This is a genomic window from Kitasatospora sp. NPDC097605, from assembly GCF_040302725.1.
Lineage (GTDB): Bacteria > Actinomycetota > Actinomycetes > Streptomycetales > Streptomycetaceae > Kitasatospora.
Genome location: NZ_JBEOSF010000006.1, coordinates 288670 through 306393, shown reverse-complemented (window position 1 = coordinate 306393; position 17724 = coordinate 288670). Strand labels below are relative to the sequence as shown.

The 17724-nt window shown below is 75.9% G+C and carries 17 protein-coding genes; 4 read left to right on the top strand and 13 right to left on the bottom strand.

Translation table 11 applies throughout. The annotated features are described in order from the left end of the window. Positions 1-187 precede the first annotated feature (187 nt). From ABTX81_RS10250 to ABTX81_RS10210, 9 genes are all read right to left on the bottom strand, one after another. The gene (locus tag ABTX81_RS10250) at positions 188-1441 is read right to left on the bottom strand and encodes a type III PLP-dependent enzyme (protein ID WP_350542791.1); all 1254 of its coding nucleotides are present in this window, start codon (positions 1439-1441) and stop codon (positions 188-190) included. Beyond that, a complete protein-coding gene (locus ABTX81_RS10245; RefSeq protein ID WP_350542790.1) occupies positions 1438-3141 on the bottom strand; it encodes an IucA/IucC family protein in 1704 nt (567 codons plus the stop codon). The genes ABTX81_RS10250 and ABTX81_RS10245 overlap by 4 nt, the downstream gene beginning before the upstream one ends. Continuing rightward, on the bottom strand, positions 3138-4388 hold the full coding sequence (locus tag ABTX81_RS10240; protein WP_350542789.1) for an MFS transporter: 1251 nt from the start codon (positions 4386-4388) through the stop codon (positions 3138-3140). Before ABTX81_RS10240 ends, ABTX81_RS10245 begins: the two co-directional genes overlap by 4 nt. Then, positions 4385-6229, bottom strand: coding sequence for an IucA/IucC family protein (locus tag ABTX81_RS10235; protein ID WP_350542788.1), 1845 nt, complete (start codon positions 6227-6229; stop codon positions 4385-4387). Before ABTX81_RS10235 ends, ABTX81_RS10240 begins: the two co-directional genes overlap by 4 nt. After that, positions 6226-7494, bottom strand: a complete 1269-nt coding sequence (locus ABTX81_RS10230; RefSeq protein ID WP_350542787.1) for an ATP-grasp domain-containing protein — start codon at positions 7492-7494, stop codon at positions 6226-6228. Before ABTX81_RS10230 ends, ABTX81_RS10235 begins: the two co-directional genes overlap by 4 nt. A gap of 95 nt (positions 7495-7589) precedes the next feature. Continuing rightward, complete coding sequence (locus ABTX81_RS10225; protein WP_350542786.1) at positions 7590-8612, bottom strand: ABC transporter substrate-binding protein; 1023 nt, start codon at positions 8610-8612, stop codon at positions 7590-7592. A gap of 171 nt (positions 8613-8783) precedes the next feature. After that, on the bottom strand, positions 8784-9665 hold the full coding sequence (locus ABTX81_RS10220) for an ABC transporter ATP-binding protein (protein ID WP_350542785.1): 882 nt from the start codon (positions 9663-9665) through the stop codon (positions 8784-8786). After that, on the bottom strand, positions 9665-10723 hold the full coding sequence (locus ABTX81_RS10215; protein WP_350542784.1) for a FecCD family ABC transporter permease: 1059 nt from the start codon (positions 10721-10723) through the stop codon (positions 9665-9667). The genes ABTX81_RS10220 and ABTX81_RS10215 overlap by 1 nt, the downstream gene beginning before the upstream one ends. Beyond that, the gene (locus ABTX81_RS10210) at positions 10720-11754 is read right to left on the bottom strand and encodes a FecCD family ABC transporter permease (RefSeq protein WP_502892736.1); all 1035 of its coding nucleotides are present in this window, start codon (positions 11752-11754) and stop codon (positions 10720-10722) included. Before ABTX81_RS10210 ends, ABTX81_RS10215 begins: the two co-directional genes overlap by 4 nt. Before the next feature lie 157 nt (positions 11755-11911). Between ABTX81_RS10210 and ABTX81_RS10205 the strand changes: the two genes are divergently transcribed. Both ABTX81_RS10205 and ABTX81_RS10200 read left to right on the top strand, forming a co-directional pair. Next, a complete protein-coding gene (locus tag ABTX81_RS10205) occupies positions 11912-12766 on the top strand; it encodes a (2Fe-2S)-binding protein (protein ID WP_350542783.1) in 855 nt (284 codons plus the stop codon). A gap of 98 nt (positions 12767-12864) precedes the next feature. Next, the gene (locus tag ABTX81_RS10200; protein WP_350542782.1) at positions 12865-13266 is read left to right on the top strand and encodes a VOC family protein; all 402 of its coding nucleotides are present in this window, start codon (positions 12865-12867) and stop codon (positions 13264-13266) included. A 108-nt stretch (positions 13267-13374) separates the two neighbouring features. Here ABTX81_RS10200 and ABTX81_RS10195 read toward each other — a convergent pair whose 3' ends face one another. Together ABTX81_RS10195 and ABTX81_RS10190 are read right to left on the bottom strand one after the other, a co-directional pair. Next, positions 13375-14082: a bleomycin resistance protein gene (locus ABTX81_RS10195; protein ID WP_350542781.1), complete on the bottom strand. Its 708-nt coding sequence runs from the start codon at positions 14080-14082 to the stop codon at positions 13375-13377. Positions 14083-14128: 46 nt separating this feature from the next. Further along, positions 14129-14743 carry a maleylpyruvate isomerase family mycothiol-dependent enzyme gene (locus ABTX81_RS10190; protein ID WP_350542828.1) on the bottom strand — a complete coding sequence of 205 codons (615 nt, stop codon included), beginning with the start codon at positions 14741-14743 and terminating at the stop codon, positions 14129-14131. Between the two features lie 72 nt (positions 14744-14815). Between ABTX81_RS10190 and ABTX81_RS10185 the strand changes: the two genes are divergently transcribed. Further along, positions 14816-15766 (top strand): LysR family transcriptional regulator, encoded by a 951-nt coding sequence (locus tag ABTX81_RS10185; RefSeq protein WP_350542780.1) that lies wholly within the window; start codon positions 14816-14818, stop codon positions 15764-15766. Here the strand turns inward: ABTX81_RS10185 and ABTX81_RS10180 are convergent. Together ABTX81_RS10180 and ABTX81_RS10175 are read right to left on the bottom strand one after the other, a co-directional pair. Further along, the gene (locus tag ABTX81_RS10180; RefSeq protein ID WP_350542779.1) at positions 15756-16250 is read right to left on the bottom strand and encodes a GNAT family N-acetyltransferase; all 495 of its coding nucleotides are present in this window, start codon (positions 16248-16250) and stop codon (positions 15756-15758) included. The two genes, ABTX81_RS10185 and ABTX81_RS10180, sit on opposite strands and share 11 nt — an antisense overlap. Next, a complete protein-coding gene (locus tag ABTX81_RS10175; protein WP_350542778.1) occupies positions 16247-16717 on the bottom strand; it encodes an NUDIX domain-containing protein in 471 nt (156 codons plus the stop codon). The genes ABTX81_RS10180 and ABTX81_RS10175 overlap by 4 nt, the downstream gene beginning before the upstream one ends. A 20-nt stretch (positions 16718-16737) precedes the next feature. Between ABTX81_RS10175 and ABTX81_RS10170 the strand changes: the two genes are divergently transcribed. Continuing rightward, positions 16738-17721 (top strand): tetratricopeptide repeat protein, encoded by a 984-nt coding sequence (locus tag ABTX81_RS10170; RefSeq protein WP_350542777.1) that lies wholly within the window; start codon positions 16738-16740, stop codon positions 17719-17721. Positions 17722-17724 lie beyond the last annotated feature (3 nt).

Genomic DNA, 17724 nt, shown 5'->3' with positions numbered 1-17724 from the left:
TCCCTTCGCCGGCTACCACTTTCGCACGTCAGTGCGGAGTCGGCGTGCGGCGGGGCGGGGGAGCGGGGCCGGGGGCGGGCCCAGGGGGGCGGGGCCGCTGACAAATGACAGCTGACAGATTTCAGATGACAGATAACAGCTGACAGATTTCAAAATCTGTCAGCTGAAATCTGTCAATTGTCAGCTGTCAGTCGTCGAGGTAGTGGAAGCCCGGGCGGGGATGCATGAGGAAGTCATGGTGCGAGATGTTGAACGCGTACGCCCCGGCCATGCCGAACAGCACCCGGTCGCCCGTGCGCAGGCCGGCCGCCGCCGGGGCGGCGTGGGCGAGGACGTCCTTCGGGGTGCAGAGCTGGCCGGTCAGGGTGGCGCGGCCGGTGGTCACCGCCGGGCGCGTCCAGGGGTGCGGCCAGGCGGCGACCGGCAGGGTGTCGAACGGCTGGCTGTGGCCCCGGGTGGCCGGGGTGCGCAGATGGTGGGTGCCGCCGCGGACGACCGCGAAGTCCTCGCCGTGGCTGCGCTTCACGTCCAGCACCTCCGTGGCGTACCAGCCGCAGTACGCGGTGAGCGCCCGCCCGGGCTCGATCCGCAGGGCCGGCCTCGGGTAGCGGTCCAGCAGCCTGCCGAGGCCCTCGCCGAACGCCGTCCAGTCGAAGCGGGCCGCCGGGTCGCCGTAGTCGACGGCCATGCCGCCTCCCACGTTGACCTCGTCCAGCCGGAACGCGTGCCGCTCCGCCAGCCGGACCGACCAGCCGACGATCCGCTCGGCGAGCGCCAGTTGCTCGGCCGCCGCCAGCCCGCTCGCCAGGTGGGCGTGCACGCCGCGCAGCCGCAGTCGCGGCCGGACCGCGCCCAGCGGGCCGACCGGCTCGGTGAGCAGCCGGACGGCGGCCTCGGCCCGGTCCGGGTCCAGCCCGAACGGCGTCGGGCGCCCGCCCATCGCCAGCGCCACCGAGTCCAGCGTGCCCGCGCCGACCGGCAGGTTGACCCGCAGCAGCACGTCCACCGACGCGTCCGGCCGCTCGGCCAGGACGGCGGCGAGCCGGTGCAGCTCCTGCTCGCTCTCCACGTGCCAGCGGTGCACGCCGGCGTCGACGGCGGCGGCGATCTCGGCGGGCGTCTTGCCCGGCCCGCCGAAGGCCAGCGGTGCGCCCGGGACCGCCGCCCGCACATGGGCCAACTCCCCGCCGCTGGACACCTCGTAGCCGTCCACGGCGTCACGCAGCGCGGTCAGTACCGGTGTCTCGGGATTGGCCTTGGCGGCGTAGTACAGCTCGACGCGCTCCGGCAGGGCGGCCCGCACGGCCGAGGCGTGCGCCCGCAGCGCGGCCAGGTCGTAGACGTAGGCGGGCAGTTGCTCCGGTGCCAGGCCCGCGACCCGGCGGCGGACGGCCTCGGTGGCCGGAACAGCGGTGGTGGCGGCGGTGGCGGTGGCGGTCATCGGGTCCTTCCGGCGGTGACGGGCCGGGCGTGCGCCGCCTCGGCCAGGACGGAGCGCGCCAGCGGCGAGGCGAGCCGGACGTAGCCGGCCGCGCGGTCGGCCTTGCGCTCCCAGCGGGTGAGCAGGTTGGCCTTGCCGGGCAGCGGTACGCCCGCCAGCAGCGCGCGCAGCCGGGGCGGGCAGCCGTGCGCGGCGGCGTACTCGGCCAGGACCCGGCGCACCGCCTCCCAGAGCGCCCCCTCCGCCGCCGGGTGCAGATCGGCGAGTGCGGCCAGCAATTCGGCGACATGGTTGACCAGCAGGCAGTACACCACCCGGTCCCAGCCCCGCTCGGCGTCGTACGCCATCGGCCCCGCCACCTCGGCCGGCAGCGCGGCGAGCGTCGCCGCGTGCCGCTCGGGGAGGAGCTTGGTCCCCTCCAGGTCGCGGAACAGCACCTGCGCGGGCCACCCGTCGGCGTCCACGCCGATCAGCACGTTCTGCAGGTGCGGCTCCAGCACCACGCCGTGGTCGAAGTAGGCGGCCAGCACCGGCGGGAGCAGCAGCCGCAGATAGGCCGTCCACCAGTCGAGCGCCCGCGCTGGGTCCGCCGGGTCGGGCAGCAGCCGGGAGACGTGCGCCGAGCTGGTCGGGTACTCGTCGGCGACGGCGGCGGCCAGCAGCGGGGTGACGCCGGGGCGCAGCGCGCCGCCGAGCCCCTCGCGGACGATCAGCCCGAACCCCTCGTACAGCGCCCGGTCGGGCCGCCCGTCGGCGCCGGGCACGGTGAGGGTGCGGAAGGCCGGCTCGCGCAGCACGGCCGCGTCCGGGAACCGCTCGGCGAGGTCGGCCAGCACCGGGGCGAGCAGCCGGGTGAGGGCGACGGCGCCGGCCAGCTCGTAAGCGGCGTTCTTGCGCAGGCAGTTGGTGATCCGCACGTTCAGGCTGAACTTGAGGAACGCGCCCGCGCCGTACAGGGTCCGCACCGAGGCGGTGGCGGTGAACGGGGCGCCGCCGGGGCCGAGGTCGAGGATGTCGCCGCGCTCCAGGGCGCCCCTCAGCAGGGGGTGGTCGCCGATCAGCCCGTACTGCCACGGGTGGGCGGGCAGCAGCCGGTAGCCGTCGGGGACGGGGCCGAGCCGGTCGAGCAGCGCGGTCGCGGCGGGGTCGGCGGCGGACTCGGCGACCAGTTCCCGCCGCACGGCGAGGTGGCGCAGCGGGAAGGCGGCGCGGGCCTCGGGCGCGTAGTCGCGCCAGTCGCCGCGCTCGGCGGAGCGGGACTTGGGCGCGGGATGGAAGCGGTGCCCGAACAGCAGCGCCTGCTCGGACTCCAGGTAGCGGTCGGGGCCGGGTGCCGGGCGGGCGGCCAGGGCGGCGGTGACGGCGGTGTGGCTGGAGGCGAGCTGGCCGAGGAACTCCTCGTTGACGGTGCCGCCGCGCAGTTCCAGTTCGCCCTGGACGTGCCGGGCGAGTGCGTGCCAGTCCAACTCGCGCCAGCCGTCGGGGTGTTCCTCCTCGACCGGGCCGGTGAAGCGGTGCGCGCCGAGCAGCGAGGTGCGGCGCAGGGCGACCCGGAGCAGGGCGCCGCGCCGGGGCAGGCGGATCAGCAGCCGGCCGTCGGTGACGGCGGTCTGGTGCTCGGGCGCGGACACCTCGCGCAGTAGGCAGTTGACCAGGGTGTGGGCCACCACATGGTCGGCGGTGGGCAGTCGGTGCGTCATGGGTGGCTCCAACGCTGGCGGACGGGGGAGGTGAACGCGGTGGCCGCGAGGGCGGCCAGGAGTGCGGCGGCGGCGCCGGCCAGCACGGGGGAGGCGGCGCCGAACCGGCCGTTGGCCAGCGCGGCGACGGCGCCGGCGGCGACGGCGCCGCCCTTGGAGACGAATTCGAGGGTGCCGAACATCCGCCCGGGCGCCCGGCCGCGGGCGGCCTCGGCGGCCAGCACCGCGAGGCAGACCAGGCCGAGGGTGAGTCCGGCGCCGAGCAGCAGCCGGACGGCGGCGAAGGCGGCCAGCGTGCCGGCCACGGCGTGTCCGGCGAGGCCGAGGGCGACGAGGACGAAGCCGAGGGCCAGGCCGGTGTGCGGGCGGCGCAGGAAGACGGTGTGGGTGCGGGCGGCGAACGCCAGGTAGCACAGGTGGGGCAGGGCGAACAGCACGCCGGTGGTGGTGCCGGAGACGCCGGGCAGACGCTGCTCGGCGAGCGAGATCAGGTAGGGGAAGGAGATGACGGTGGCGAAGACGAAGGCGAACTCGAAGGCGTAGAGGACGCGCAGCGGTGCCCGGCGCGGGGCCCCGCCGTCCTCGGTCTCCCGGCATGCCTCGTCGGTGCGGGAGGCCCCGGGCGCGGCGAGGGCAGGCGGCCGGCCCGGCTCCGGCAGCAGCGCGAGGAAGCCGGCGGCGGTCAGCGGCAGGACGGCCATCAGCAGGTACTGCCGGTGCGGGTCGATCCACGGCGACAGCGCGCCGACCAGGATCGGCGCCGCCACCAGCGAGGCCCGCGCGCTGCCCTGCATCAGGGTGAGCGCCCGGGACAGCCGCGCGCCGTCGAGGGCGGCGGCCAGGTAGCCGGTGGTGGCGGCGAAGGTGCCGCCGAGGAAGCCCTGGAGGACCAGGGCGAGGGTGAACGCGGTCAGCGAGTCGGCGGCGCCGGCCAGCAGGAAGGAGACGGTGAGGCCGAGTTGGGCGCGCAGCAGCAGCCGTTTGCGCCCGAAGCGGTCGGCGAGCCGCCCCCAGAGCGGGGCGCCGAGGGCGCTGAACACGGTCGGCACGATGTAGAGGAGGCCCGCCCAGCTGCCGTCCGGGTCGCCGAGTCCGGGCAGGATCGCGGTCAGGTAGGGCGGCAGGCCGAGGGCGGCGAAGGAGGCGACGAAGTAGCACGCGGCGACGGCGTGCACCTGGCGGCGGCCGAGCCCGCCGGGGCGGGCGGTGCCGGGGAGCCCGGCCGCGGGCGGCGCGTCGACCGTCACCGACCGCTGCCCGCCGGCTCGGAAGTCTTCTGCGGAAGCAGATAGTTGGGTCCGTCGGTGTAGTGCTTGTTGATGTCGGCGGCGCCCGAGCGCTGCTTGCTGAGCAGGGTGCCGGCGGTGACCATCGCCTTGACCGGCAGCCGTTCGGCGTCGAGCAGCGCGGCGCGCAGCGGCTCCGCGGCCGGCCCGGTCCGCTCGACGGCCTCGGTGAGCCGCTTGCGCAGCAGTGCCAGCAGCTCGTCGAGTCCGGCCCGGCCGTGGGCGGCGAGGCCGAACGCCAGGGCGCCGGTGCACAGGTGGCCGGTGATGGTGGCGAACAGGTCGGTGAGCGGCCGGTCGTCGTCGGCGAAGATCCGGGCGTCGTCGAACTCGTCCCCGGCGGGCGCGAGGTCGCCGAGGGCGGCGGCGAGGCGGCCGGTGTGGACGCGCGGGCCGTCGTCGTCCTTGAAGAGCAGGCGCGGTCCGCCGTCCTCGTCGAGGACGAGCGAGGTGTTCTGCTGGTGGGACTCCAGGGCGACGCCGTACCCGAAGAGGGTGGTCTGCCAGTCGAGCAGCAGCTCCAGCAGGGCGTCGTAGAGGGCGGCCGGGTCGCCGTCGTAGAAGCGGTCGGCGAGATGGTCGACGACCAGGCGCCCACCGCCCCCGGTCCCGCCCCCGGTCCCGGTCCCGGTCCCGGCCCCGGCCCCGCTCCCGGGGGTGCCCGCGCGGGGCGCCGGGGCGAGCAGGGCGGCGAGCGGGACGGTCACGGACCGCTCCAGCCCGGCCGGTTGGCGGCGCAGCAGCACGGCCAGCAGCTCGTGCCCGGCGTGTGCCCAGGTCTGCTCGTCGGCGTGCAGGATCCGCCCGGCGAAGCGGGGCTCGCGCGCCAGCACGGCCTCGAACAGCCGCTGCCCGGCGGCGCCGTCGCGCAGCGTGCCGGGCTTGATGGTGCGGCGGTTGAGCCGGCCGAGGGTGGCGGTGGCGAGCGGGAGCTTCAGATGGTGGGCCGGGTCCTCGGCGACGGCGACGGTGCGCATCGACAGGGTGGGGACGACGGTGAGGTAGGGGCGTTCGGCGAGTACGGCCCGTCCGTCGAGGCCGGTGGCGCGCAGCGCCTCGTCCAGCGCGGGGCCGACGGTGAGCGGGTGGACCGGCAGGGTCTCCCAGGCCCGGTCGCCGCCGGGCAGGTCGAGGCCCAGCCAGCTCTGGGTGGGCCACCAGCGGGGCAGCGGGCGCTCGCCGTGCCGGGTGAGCGTGCCGGCCGGCAGGGCGAGCCAGCGCAGCTCGAAGGCCGGGTGGAACTCCGGTGCGTGGGCGCGCAGTTGCCGCTCGTCGAGGCCGGCGCGGCCGCGCGCGGTGGGGTAGACCGGGTGGTCGAGGTAGGCGGCCAGGGTGTCGTGGCCGAGGGCGGCGGCGGGGCCGGTCCAGCGGGCCGGGTCGGCGCCGTAGAGGTCGGTGAGCGCGGTGTGCACCTCGTCGCGGACCCGTTCGTGCAGTTCCATGGCGTCGAGGGTCCGGCGGCACTCCTCGGCGAACGCCGCCCAGCCGGGCCGGTCCTCGGCGTCGGCGAGGGCGGCGAGGGCGGTGAGGACGGTGTCCAGGTCGCCGGTGCGGCAGCCGTCGAGCTCGACGAGCGGGAGCCGGGCGGCGTGCTCGCTCTGGAAGCCGTCGGCGGCGACGGGGACGGCGATCCGCTGTCCGGCGGCCACCAGCCAGGCCCCGTCCGTCCGTTGCTCCAGGGTGGCACGGGTGCGCAGGCCGAGCACGTCCTCGCGCAGCAGCGCGGACAGCACCCGCAGCGCGAGGGCGTCGGCGGAGGAGACGGCGGGCGAGGCGGAGGCGGAGGCGGCGGGGGCGCTCACGGGGTGATCTCCCAGCGGTTGGCGGCCGTGAAGCGGGCCACGGCGGCGTCGACGGCGGCCTGCTCGGGGCCGACCGCCCAGATCACGCCCAGGTAGTCCCGGTTGGTGCGGTAGTGCTCGTGCCGTTCGCCGACGGCGCGCAGCGGCCGGTAGGCGAGCCGCACGCCGTCGGCCCGCACGCCGTCGGCCCGCTCGCCGTCGGCCCGCTCGCCGGCCGGCTCGTCGTACGGCCCGGGCGCGGCGGTGAGCGTCCCGGCCCGGTCGGCGCAGACCGCCTCGTTGCGGGCCCGCATGGTGGTGGCGGCGCAGCGTTCGCCGAGGTCGGCGGGCAGTTCCCGGCCGAGGTGGACGGCGAGGATGTGCTCGAACAGCGGGATGCCGAGGATCTCGGCGAGCATGAGGTCGCACTGGTCGCCGATGGCGCGGTAGTTGACCTCGACGATCCGGGCCCGGCCGTCCGGCTGGACGACGAACTCGGTGTGGCAGGCGCCGAGTCCGACGCCGAGCGCGTCCAGCTGGGCGAGCACCTGCGCGACCACGGCCGGCGGGTGCGCGGGGACGAACTCCAGGACCTCCTCGATGAAGTCCGGTGGCGGGGAGAGCCTGGTGCGAAAGCCCCCGAGGACGTGCCGCCGGCGGCCGTCGCCGAGGGTCTCCAGGGTGCACAGCTCCCCGGCCAGGAACTCCTCGACGACCAGCGCGGCGCCGGGGCGCCGTGCCTGGATCTCCTCGGCGCGCCGGACCAGTTCCGCGGCGTCGGCGACCAGCGTGACGTCCTCGCTGGCGACGCCCTCGCGCGGCTTGAGCACGGCGGGGAAGGGCAGGTCCGCCTCCGCCAGCACGGCCGGGTCCTGGTCCGGGGCGAGTTCGGCGCAGCGGACGGCGTCGAGCCCGGCGGCGGCCAGGTGGCGGCGCAGCTGGCCCTTGTTCTTGGCCCGCAGGGCGGCCTTCCAGTCCTTGGCCGGCAGGCCGAAGTACTCGGCGGCGAGCGCGGTCTGGGTCTGCAGGTGGTCGCTGTTGCTGAAGACGGCGAACGGCGTCCCGTCCCCCCGGGTGAGCCGCGAGAGCAGCCCGACCACCTCGCGGAAGTCGTGCACCTCGCACTCCGCCACCTCGGGCCGGTACGGCAGTTGGGCGTACGCGCGGCGGTGGGCGTCGGGCTGGTCGGTGAGCACGGTGACGTCGAGCCCGAGCCGGGCGGCGGCCGGGAGGAACCCGTCGGTCACCGAGTCGGTCGGGTTGAGCGCGAGCAGGTAGAGGCGCATGGCAGGGCGGGTCCTCTCCGCGTGGTGGTGGGCAGGAGGACGGGGGACGGGCTCCGCACGGCCCGCCCCCCGGTGCCTCCGGGCGTGGCGCGGGCCTACTGGGGGGCGTCGACGCCCGCGGCCTTGGCGATGTCGACGAGCATGGCGTCGGCGGCCTGGACGCCGATGCCCGACATCCAGGTCTCGTCCGGCACGTTGAACACCTTGTTGTTCTTGACGGCGTTCAGGCCCTGCCAGACCGGGGTGTTCTGGACCTCGCTCTGCTTGGTCTTGGTCGGGTCGTCGGCGACGGTGACGAAGACCAGGTCGGCGTCGGCCTGGTTGATCTGCTCGGCGCTGACCTCCAGCATCGACTTGTCGACGTCCTGCGAGGCCGGGCGGCCCAGGCCGGCGTCCTTCAGCACGACGCCGCTGAACGACTGCTTCTGGTAGAGGCGGGTCGGGCCGGCCACGAAGCGGACCACGGAGGCGGTCGGCGCGGTGCCGCCGTTCTTCGCCTTGATCGCCTCGCCGAGCTTGGCGGCGCGGGCCTCGTAGTCGGCGAGCGCCTTCTTGGCCTCCGCCTCCTTGCCGAGCGCCTGCGCGTAGAGGGCGAGGTTCTCCTTCCACGGGAAGCCGGTGGTCTCGGCGAGCACGGTCGGGGCGATCGCGTTGAGCTTGTCGTAGACCTTGGCGTGCCGGACCTTCGAGGAGAGGATCAGGTCGGGCTTGAGGGAGGCGATCAGCTCCAGGTTCGGCTCGTTCATCGGGCCGACGTCCTTGGTGTCCTTGATCTTGTCCTTGAGGTAGCCCGGGAAGCCGCCCTCGGTCTTCATGTGCGGGGAGACCGCGCCGACCGGGGTGATGCCGAGCAGGGTGACGTCGTCCAGCTCGCCGCTGTCCAGGACCACGACGCGCTTGGGCTGGGCCTTGATGTCGGCGGTGCCGGCCGCGTGGGTGACGGTGCGCGGGAAGGCGGCGGCCGCACCGGCGGCGGAGGCGGTGTCCCCGGCGGGCTTGGCGGCGGTGTCACCGCTCTTGGCGTCGCCCCCGCTGCCGCAGGCGGCGAGCAGGGTGGTGGAGAGGGCGACGGCCAGGACGGCGACGGGGAGTCTGCGGGCGCGGGTGGAGCGGTTCATGAGGGGGGTTCCTTGTCTCGGGCGGGGCAGGGCGGGCGGGCAGCAGGGCAGGGCGGGCAGCAGGGCAGGACGGGCTGTCGGCGCGGCCCGCGGACGGGCGGCCGCAGGCGAAGGGGGCGGGGCGGTGGAGCGGCGGGGTCGGAAGGGGGGTACGGCGGTCGGTGGCCGGCGTCAGCCGCGGCCGGCGGCCCGTCTCGACCGGGCCTTCGGCACGACCAGCGGCGTGCCGGTCTCCGGGTCGGGAACCACCTGGCAGGGCACCTGGAAGACGCGCTCCACCAGCTCGGCGGTGAGGATCTCGCCCGGCGCGCCGGCGGCGGCGAGCCGGCCGTCCTGGAGGACCACCAGGTGGTCCGCGTACCGGGCGGCCTGGCCGAGGTCGTGCAGCACCATGACGACCGTGCGCCCGGCCTCGGCGTGCAGGTCGTCGACCAGGTCGAGGACGTCGATCTGGTGGCGCAGGTCGAGGAAGGTGGTGGGCTCGTCGAGCAGCAGCAGATCGGTGTCCTGGGCGAGCGCGAGCGCGATCCAGGCGCGCTGGCGCTGGCCGCCGGAGAGCCGGTCGACCTGCTGGTCGCGCAGCCCGGTCATGCCGGTGCGGGCCAGCGCCTCCTCGACGGCGGCCTGGTCGGCCTTGGACCACGGGGTGAGCATCCGCTGGTGCGGGAAGCGCCCGAGCCGCACCAGCGCCTCGACGGTGACCGCCTCGGGGGTGACGGGCTGCTGGGGGAGCAGGCCCATCCGCCGGGCCAGGGCCCGGGCGGGCATCCGGTGGATGTCCGAGCCGTCCAGGGTGACGGTGCCGGCGGCGGGGTCGAGCAGCCGCACGAGGCCGCGCAGCAGGGTGGACTTGCCGCAGGCGTTGGGCCCGACGATGGCGGTGACGGCGTTGCCGGGCAGGTCGAGGTCGAGGCCGTCGACGACGGTCCGGTTGCCGTAACGCAGGCCGAGGCCGTGGGCGGAGAGCCGGTTGGCCGGCCTGTCGGCCACCGCCGTGGTGGCCGTGGCGGTGGCGGCGTTCGTGGTGTTGATGGCCGGATCGGGGGTCGTCATCAGCTGCTCCTCTGGGGAAGCCGGCCCTGGCGGATCATCAGCACCAGGAGCCAGGGCGCGCCGAGCGTGGCGGTGACGGCACCGACCGGCAGGCCGTGGACGGGGATCACGTGGAGCACGAGGAGGTCGGAGGCGAGCAGCAGCAGGGCGCCGGTGAGCGCGGTGAGGCCGAGCGTGCCGAGGGTGGGCGGCCCGGCGAGCATCCGGACCAGGTGCGGCACGGCGAGCGCGACGAACGCGACCGGCCCGGTGAGCGCGGCGGCGAGCGAGGCCAGCGCGATGGTGAGCAGGAGCAGCAGGACGCGGTCGCGCCGCGGGTTCAGGCCCAGGCCGCCGGCCGAGTCGTCGCCCAGGTCGAGGACGGCGACCCGCCGCTGGCAGAGCACCACGGCGGCGGCGCCGGCCGCGACGGCGGTGCCGCCGATCCAGACCTCGGTCCAGTTGCGGCCGTAGAGCGAGCCGGTGGTCCACTGCATCGCCGAGGAGGCCAGCTCGGCCGGGAAACGGACGATCATCAGATTGACGGCGGCGGCCAGGCCCTGCTGGACCGCCAGGCCGACCAGGACCAGCCGGGTGACGGCCATCCGGGAGCGCCAGGCGAAGCCGCCGAGCAGCAGGGCCGCCAGCAGTCCGCCGCCCAGGGCGGCCAGCGGGATGAGCTCCTGCGAGGCGCCGGTGGCGAGCATCAGCACCGCGCCGAAGGACGCGCCGCCGGTGACGCCGATGGTGTCGGGCGAGGCGAGCGGGTTGCGGAACAGCCGCTGGAGCATCGAGCCGGCCACCGCGAGGCCGGCGCCCGCGATCAGCGCGGAGACCACGCGCGGGGCGCGGAACTCCTGGACCACCAGGACGTCGCCGGAATCGCCGAGCCCGGCCAGCGCGCGCAGCGCCTGCCAGGCGGTCATCTCGACCTGCCCGGTGCCGAGCGCGACCCCGGTGAGCAGCACGAGCAGCGCGGCCACGGTCACGGACCAGGCGGCGGTGCGGGCGCGGCGGCGGGCGACGGAGGTACCGGTGCGGCCGGCCGCCGCGGCCCGCTCCAGGGCCGGGGCGCTCATCGGGCCACCTTGCGGGCCAGCACCGCGAGCAGCGGCGCGCCGAGGAAGGCCGTCACGATGCCGACCTCCAGTTCGGAGGGCCGGGCCACCAGCCGGCCGAGCACGTCGGCGGCGAGCAGCAGCACCGGACCGGCGATCAGGCAGCCGGGCAGCAGCGCCCGGTGGTCGTTGCCGAGCAGCGGGCGCACCAGGTGCGGGGCGGCCAGGCCGATGAACGCGATCGGCCCGGCGACGGCGACGGCGGAGCCGGCGAGCAGCACCACGGCGGTCCCGCCCAGCACCCGGATCCGGGCCACCGGCACGCCGAGCGACTGGGCGCTCTCGTCGCCGAGCGCGAGCGCGTTGAGCGAGGGCGCGACGGCGAACGCGCCGAGCAGGCCGAGCGCCAGGAACGGCAGCACCGGCAGCAGGGTGTCCAGCTGGCGTCCGGCGACCGAGCCGGCCAGCCAGAACCGGGCCTCGTCCAGGGTGCGGTGGCTGGCCAGCATCAGCGCGGACGTCCACGAGGTGAGCACCACGGTGAGCACGGTGCCGCCGAGCGCGAGGCGCACCGGGTCGAGGTCCCCGCCGCGGCGCGACATCGCGTACGCGGCGACGGCGGCGAGGGCCGCCCCGGCGAAGGCGAACCAGACGTACTCGACGGGGCGGGTCAGTTCGAACGTGTAGATCGCGGCGACCACGGCGAAGCTCGCGCCGGCGTTGATGCCGAGGGTGACCGGCGAGGCGAGCGGGTTGCGGGTGACGCCCTGGGCGACGGCCCCGGCGACGCCGAGCGCGGCCCCGACGGCCAGGCCGATGAGCGTGCGCGGTACCCGCAGGCCCGTCACCACGTCCGCGTCGCTGCCGTGCTCACTGCCGGTCAGGGCGCCGAGGACGGTGGCGAGCGGGATCGTGCGGGAGCCGAGCGCGAGGCTCAGCGCGGCGCACAGCGCGAGCACGCCGAGCGCGACGGCGAACACCAGCGGGAGCCGGGCCGGCGAGCGGCGGGTCGGAGCCGGGGGCGCGGGGGCCGGCGGATCGGTGGTCAGCACGGGGGGAGATATTAGGTTAGGCATGCCTAATTCCGTCAAGTCCTGGCCGGATTGGTCCGTACCGGGGGTGTCGGGGGGCGATCGATCGGGGCCGGCGCGACGTGGTCGCCGACTGCCTATAAGGTGAGCCTCACCTAACGCGATCTCGGGAGTGCCGATGATCTTCACGGGTGGTCCCCTGCCCGCCGCCGTGCCCGTCGTGCCGTCTCCCGCGAACGTGCTGGACGCCGACTACCGGCGACTGCTGGACCTCTGTCCGGTGCTCCGGGTACGGCTGCTCGCTGCGGACGAAACCGCCCCCGACCGGGCGGACGGCTGGTACTCCGCCGACGAACTGGCGAGCGATCCGGACGCGTTGGCGCAGGCGCTGGCCGGCGAGGCCGCCCGGATCGCCCCGGTCGCCGCCGCGCACGGCACCGCCCCCCGCCCGCACGTCGCCGCCTCCCGGCTGCTGCACCACTACCTCTGGTCGCTCTGCGCGCTGATCGCCGGACCCTGGTGGCTGACCAGGCGCGTCCCCTCGATCGACGGCGCGAACCTCTGGTTGCACGCCCCCACCGGCGACCTCGCGCTCCGCCCGGGCGCCTATGTCACGCTCCCCGGTGAGGACGAGCTGCGAGCCGAGCTGCGCGCCGCCGTCGTCGCCCACGCCGAACCGCTGCTCGCCGCCTTCGCCACCCCCACCCGGCGCGGCACCCGCGCGCTCTGGGGCATGGTCACCGACGACCTCGCCTCGGCCATCTGGTACCTCGGCAAGCGGCTCGACGCGTGCGCCCCGGGCCCGGGCAGCGCCCAGGAGGACGCCGCGGTCGCCGCCGCGACGGCCGTCCTGCCGGGTCGCACCGACCCGCTCCCCGGAGCCGCCGACTTCCGGCCACTGCGCGGTGAGGACGGGCGCACCCACCACACCCGGACCCGCCTCGGCTGCTGCCTCTACTACGCGATCGAGCCCGACCGGGCCTGCATCACCTGCCCGCGCACCGGAGACGAGGAGCGGCTGCGCCGGCTCTGACGGCCGGTCCGGCCTCGGCCTGGCCCCGTTCGGCCCCGGTCCGGCCGGCTTCTCCGATCGGGGGACGGGCCGGAGCGCGCCGGGTAGGCTCGGCGCCCGTGATCGACTCCACCACCCACGTCCGCCTCGCGCGCCCCTCCCGGGACCTCGCCGCCGCCGAGCGCTTCTACGTCGACGGCCTCGGCCTCACCGTGCTGTGGCGCAGCACCGAGCGGGTCCCCGGCGAGCACGACCTCCTGATGGTCGGCCCGCCCGGCGGCGGCTGGCACTTCGAGCTCACCCGCGACCCCGACCACCCCGTCGAGCCCGCGCCCACCGTCGACGACCTCTTCGTCGTCTACCTCGGCGCCCCCGTGGACGAGGCGCTGGTACGGCGCCTGGAGGACGCCGGGGGCACGCGCGTGCCGGCCCACAACCCGTACTGGGACGAGTACGGCGTCACCGTGGCCGACCCGGACGGCTACCGCCTGGTGCTCTGCGTCCGCGACTGGACCTCCTGACCGCCCGCAGGGTCCTTGAGCAGCGCGCCGGCGCACTGTTCGTGCCGTGCGCGCCGTTCGCGCTGCTCAAGGACCCTCGGGTGCGGATGCCCGCCGACTGACGACGGGTCAGAGCAGGACGTCCGCGAGCCGCTTGAGGTCGTCGCCGACCGACTCCCTTTCCTCCGCCGTGAGTTCGGCCGCGACCTGCTCGGCCCGCCGGGTGAACGCCGTGGCGCTCGCCCCGTCCGCGAGGCGGTGCGCCAGGTCGGCGCGCAGTGCGAGGATGCGGAACAGCAGCACCGGCGCGGGCGGCCCGTCCGGCAGGGCCAGCGCGCGGTCCAGCACCCGGGCGGCCGCGGCCGGGTCCTCCTTGGAGTCGGCGAACAGCGCCGCGTGGTGCAGCGCCTTCGCGAACGGCTCCTCGGGGGAGGGGCGGTGCCGCTGGTCGGCGCGGATCGGCTGGCCGATCCGCAGGCAGTTGCCGCCGGGGTCGGTCACCAGGAACTGCCGTACGCCGTGCGAGGTGTCGCCGACCGGGCCGATCCGGGGAAGGCCGCGGGTCGGCACCCGCCCGTAGGCGGAGCGCAGGCCCTCCCGGAACGCGGCGTGCAGCGCGTCCACGTCGTCCGTGCGCACCAGGCAGGTGCTGTAGGAGGCGGCCGGGTCGTACTGCTTCATGCCGAAGAAGTGCAGCTGGATGGAGCCGCGCTGGACCACGGCGTACGGGTTGGGGCTCCGCTGATGGAGCGTCACCTCGAAGCCGAGCGCGGTGTAGAACTCGAGCACCGGTGGGAGGGCCTGACAGGGCAGGATCGGAACCGTCGATTCGACCATGCCCGCTGACTTTACCCCTGGTTGACCGTGAATCGGACGCTTCCGGTCAGATGTCGACCCCGGGAACACGGCGGCCGTAGACGAGGAGCAGGAGCTCCTGCGCCGGTCGGGCGACCGTCCGTCCGCCGCTCGGGTACGACCAGTCGAGGTCGGTGGCCCGCAGTCCGACGCCGTCCAGGCGGGCCCCGAAGAACCGCAGGGTGCGCGGCGTGACGCCGGCCAGCAGTGGACGCAGCCGCTCGGCGGGCACCCGGCGGTCGAGGCCGAGGGCGACCGTGATGTCCAGGCCGTGTACGACGTCGTGCCCCAGCGCCGCGGCGAGGCCGCCGACCGGCGGCGTCCACGGATGGTGCGCGTTGTCCCGCAGCGCGTCGGCGAGTTGGGCCCCGGTGAGCGCGGTGGCGTCGCGGCGGGCGAAGCGGTCGGTCGTCCGGTGCAGGCTGCCGCCCGAGCGGACCAGCTCGACGGCGATCCGCGGGATCCGGTGGCGAAATCCCATGCTCAGGTGCGCCGCCACCTCGCGCACCCGCCAACCCGCGCAAAGCGAAGGCGAGTTCCACTGCTCGGTGGACAAGCCGTCCAGGAGGTCGGCGAGTTCGCCGCGCTCGGCGGCGATCGCGGCGCGCAGCGCGGAGGTGTCGTACGAGTGGGCGTTCTTCATGATCACCAGGCTGCGGGACGAGGCGGTCATAAGTCCAAGAGCGGGTTCTTCTGGCCTCTAGAATCCCGGGTTATGGAGCTTCGGCAGTTGCGGTACCTGGTGGCGGTGGTCGAGGAGGGCGGATTCACCCGGGCGGCCGAGCGCCTGCACCTCGCGCAACCCGGGATCAGCGCGCAGATCCGCCAATTGGAGCGCGAGTTGGGCCAGCGGCTGCTCGACCGTACCGGACGCGCGGTCGCCCTGACGGAGGCGGGGGCGGCCGTGCTGCCGTACGCGCGGGCGGCGCTCGCCGCCGTCGAGGGCGTACGGCAGAGCGCCCACGCGTACGCCGGACTGCTGACGGGTCAGGTGGCGATCGGCATGGTGGCGGGCGTCCCGGGCGGGGCGGGCGTCCCGGGCGGGCCCGGCGCCGCTCGGGTGCCGGACCTCGCCGGGCTGCTCGCCGACTTCCACGCCGAGCACCCCGGGGTGGAGATCTCGCTGCGCGAATCGACCTCGGAACGGATGCTCACCGCCCTGCGGCGCGGCGAACTCGACCTCGCGCTGGTCGGCCTGGAGAGCGCCGAACCGCCGCCCGGCCTCGACGTCCACCTGGTCGTCGACCTGCCGCTCGTCGCCGCGATCGCCCCCGGCCACCCGCTCGCCGCCGACCCCGGCCCCCTGCCGGTCGCGGCCCTCGCCGACCACCCGCTGATCGGCCTGCCGCCCGGCACCGGAGTGCGCGGCGCGCTCGAACGGGCTTGCGCCGAGGCGGGCGTGCGGCCGCGCGTCGCCTTCGAGGCGTCCACCCCGCCGCTGCTCGCCGACCTCGCCGCCCGCGGCCTCGGCGTCGCCGTCCTGCCGCGACCGGCACCCGGCGCCGCCGACGCCCTCGGCGTGCGCGTGCGCCGCCTGGTCGCACCCGAGCCGCGCGGCCGGGTCGCCCTCGCCTGGCCCACCACCGGCCCGGCCCGCCCCGCCGCACGCGCCCTGCTCGCCCGCCTGCGGGCGGCGTTCGACGCGGCCGGGCCGCTCACGCCGTGAGCCGCTTGACCATCACCCGCTCGGTCGCTCCGCTCGCGTCGTGGGCGTCACCGGTGTCGGCGAACCCGTGCCGCCGGTACAGCGCGACGGCCGCCGTGTTGCCCGGCAGCACGGCGAGCCGCAGCGCCGCGCTGCCCCGCCCCCGCGCCCACGCCTCGACGGCGGCGAGCAGCCGGTCCCCGACCCCTTGGCCCCGCGCCGCCGGCCCCACCCACACCGACCGCAGCTCGCTCACCCCGTCCCCGGGCACCCCGCCCGCCATCCCGACCGGCCGCCCGTCCGCCGCCACGGCCAGCACGTGCACGGCGTCCACCCGCGCGAACCGCGCCCGCCACACCTCCTCGCCGCCCGCGGACCAGTCCGCCAACCGCACCTTGAACGCGTGCGGCGCGTCCGCCAGCGCCGCCAGCCGGGCCTCCCGCCACAGCGGCCAGTCGGCGGGATCGCCGGGCGTCAGCACCCGGAGCGCGAACCCCGCGCTCACCGGACCACCGGCCCGCCGCCGCCGCGCCAGTCCGTGAGCCGCTTGCGCACGCCCGCCACCATCGGCAGCCCGTCCGTCTCCTCCGGCGTGAACCACCCGACCTCGTACGACTCGTCGGACGTCCGCAGCACACCCCCGACCGGTCGCCCCAGCAGGCAGATCGAGAACTCCTGGCGCACCTCCCCGTCGTCGTACGCCATGACGTGACGCGGATCGGTGTACGTGCCGACGATCCCGGTGACGACGACCTCGATCCCGGTCTCCTCCCACGTCTCCCGCACCCCGCACTCCCCGATCGACTCCCCCAGCTCCATCGTCCCCCCGGGCAGCGCCCACATCCCGTTGTCCGTGCGCCGCTGCAACAGCACCCGCCCCGTCACCTCGTCGACCACGACGACCGAGGCCGCCGGCACCAGACTGTTGGCCGCCGGAGCCCCGGGGTCGTCCTCGTAGTCACGCCTCGTCATGCCCGCCATCCTCCCGCCGAATGCCGCACCCCTGCGACCCCCTCCCGACCCCGCCTTTCCCGCCCCGGGGGGCTCGCTTCCGGGCGGATGCCGCGCCCCACGATCCCGAGCCCTACGCGGTCCTCGCCGAACTGTGGGAGGAGCGGCGGACGGACCTGGCCGAACTCCTGCGGGACGCCGGCTCCCCGGGGACGGTGCTCGCGCGGTCGTACGCGGTCACCGGCGCGCGGCCCACGATCGCCTGGGCCGAAGCCCCGCGGTTCAACGACGCGCGTTTCCTGGGAACGGTGAGCGCGGCCGCGCTGGCCGAGGCCGCCCTGCGGACGACGGACCACGGCCACGCCCTGGACACCGACCGCACGCGCGGGGCGCTCCGTCCGTGGCTCCGGGCCATCGACGCGGTGTGCGCCCGCGAGCCGGTGCCGGAGGCGATGGCCAGGATGGCGATCTTCCTGTGGGCCTGCGGTCGCACCGACGCGTCGCTCGCCCTCTGCGACCGGGCCGACGCGATCGAGCGGACCATGCTGACGGAGGTCGTGCGGGCGGGCACCTGGCGCTCCCTGGGGGATCCCGAGCGGACCGCGGCGGCCTTCGAGCGCGCCCTCGCCCTGGACCCGGCCAACTGGTCCCTGTACCTCGACCTCGCCGACATCCGCGCCGATCAGGGCGACTTCGCCACCGCCGTCCGCCTCACCGCCCGGGCGCTGGAGCACGAACCGGCCGACCCCACCCTCCGCGCCGCCGACGCCGCCTACCGCGCCCGCCTCACGGGTGCCCCCGACGCCCTGCGCGAACTCGTCGAACTGGCACCCCACCTGCCGAACCACACCTACCGCGGCCGCCTGATCGACCACGCCTGCGCCGGCCCCGCCCTGCCCGCCGAGTTCGCCGCCGAGGCCGCCGCCTCCGGACCGCCTGACGGGGGATCCGGACGCGAAGCGGTTCCAATCGCAGGTACGGAGTGGGAAGTCGGCAGATCCGACGTCCTGCTCCGGAAGCCGTAGGAA

Excerpts from the sequence above, each read along its gene's own strand:
- ABTX81_RS10220 (WP_350542785.1), bottom strand. The coding sequence starts at position 9,665 with ATGACGACCCCCGATCCGGCCATCAACACCACGAACGCCGCCACCGCC.
- ABTX81_RS10215 (WP_350542784.1), bottom strand. The coding sequence starts at position 10,723 with ATGAGCGCCCCGGCCCTGGAGCGGGCCGCGGCGGCCGGCCGCACCGGT.
- ABTX81_RS10245 (WP_350542790.1), bottom strand. The coding sequence starts at position 3,141 with ATGACGCACCGACTGCCCACCGCCGACCATGTGGTGGCCCACACCCTG.
- ABTX81_RS10195 (WP_350542781.1), bottom strand. The coding sequence starts at position 14,082 with ATGGTCGAATCGACGGTTCCGATCCTGCCCTGTCAGGCCCTCCCACCG.
- ABTX81_RS10250 (WP_350542791.1), bottom strand. The coding sequence starts at position 1,441 with ATGACCGCCACCGCCACCGCCGCCACCACCGCTGTTCCGGCCACCGAG.
- ABTX81_RS10190 (WP_350542828.1), bottom strand. The coding sequence starts at position 14,743 with ATGAAGAACGCCCACTCGTACGACACCTCCGCGCTGCGCGCCGCGATC.
- ABTX81_RS10230 (WP_350542787.1), bottom strand. The coding sequence starts at position 7,494 with ATGCGCCTCTACCTGCTCGCGCTCAACCCGACCGACTCGGTGACCGAC.
- ABTX81_RS10185 (WP_350542780.1), top strand. The coding sequence starts at position 14,816 with ATGGAGCTTCGGCAGTTGCGGTACCTGGTGGCGGTGGTCGAGGAGGGC.
- ABTX81_RS10205 (WP_350542783.1), top strand. The coding sequence starts at position 11,912 with ATGATCTTCACGGGTGGTCCCCTGCCCGCCGCCGTGCCCGTCGTGCCG.
- ABTX81_RS10170 (WP_350542777.1), top strand. The coding sequence starts at position 16,738 with ATGCCGCACCCCTGCGACCCCCTCCCGACCCCGCCTTTCCCGCCCCGG.
- ABTX81_RS10225 (WP_350542786.1), bottom strand. The coding sequence starts at position 8,612 with ATGAACCGCTCCACCCGCGCCCGCAGACTCCCCGTCGCCGTCCTGGCC.
- ABTX81_RS10175 (WP_350542778.1), bottom strand. The coding sequence starts at position 16,717 with ATGACGAGGCGTGACTACGAGGACGACCCCGGGGCTCCGGCGGCCAAC.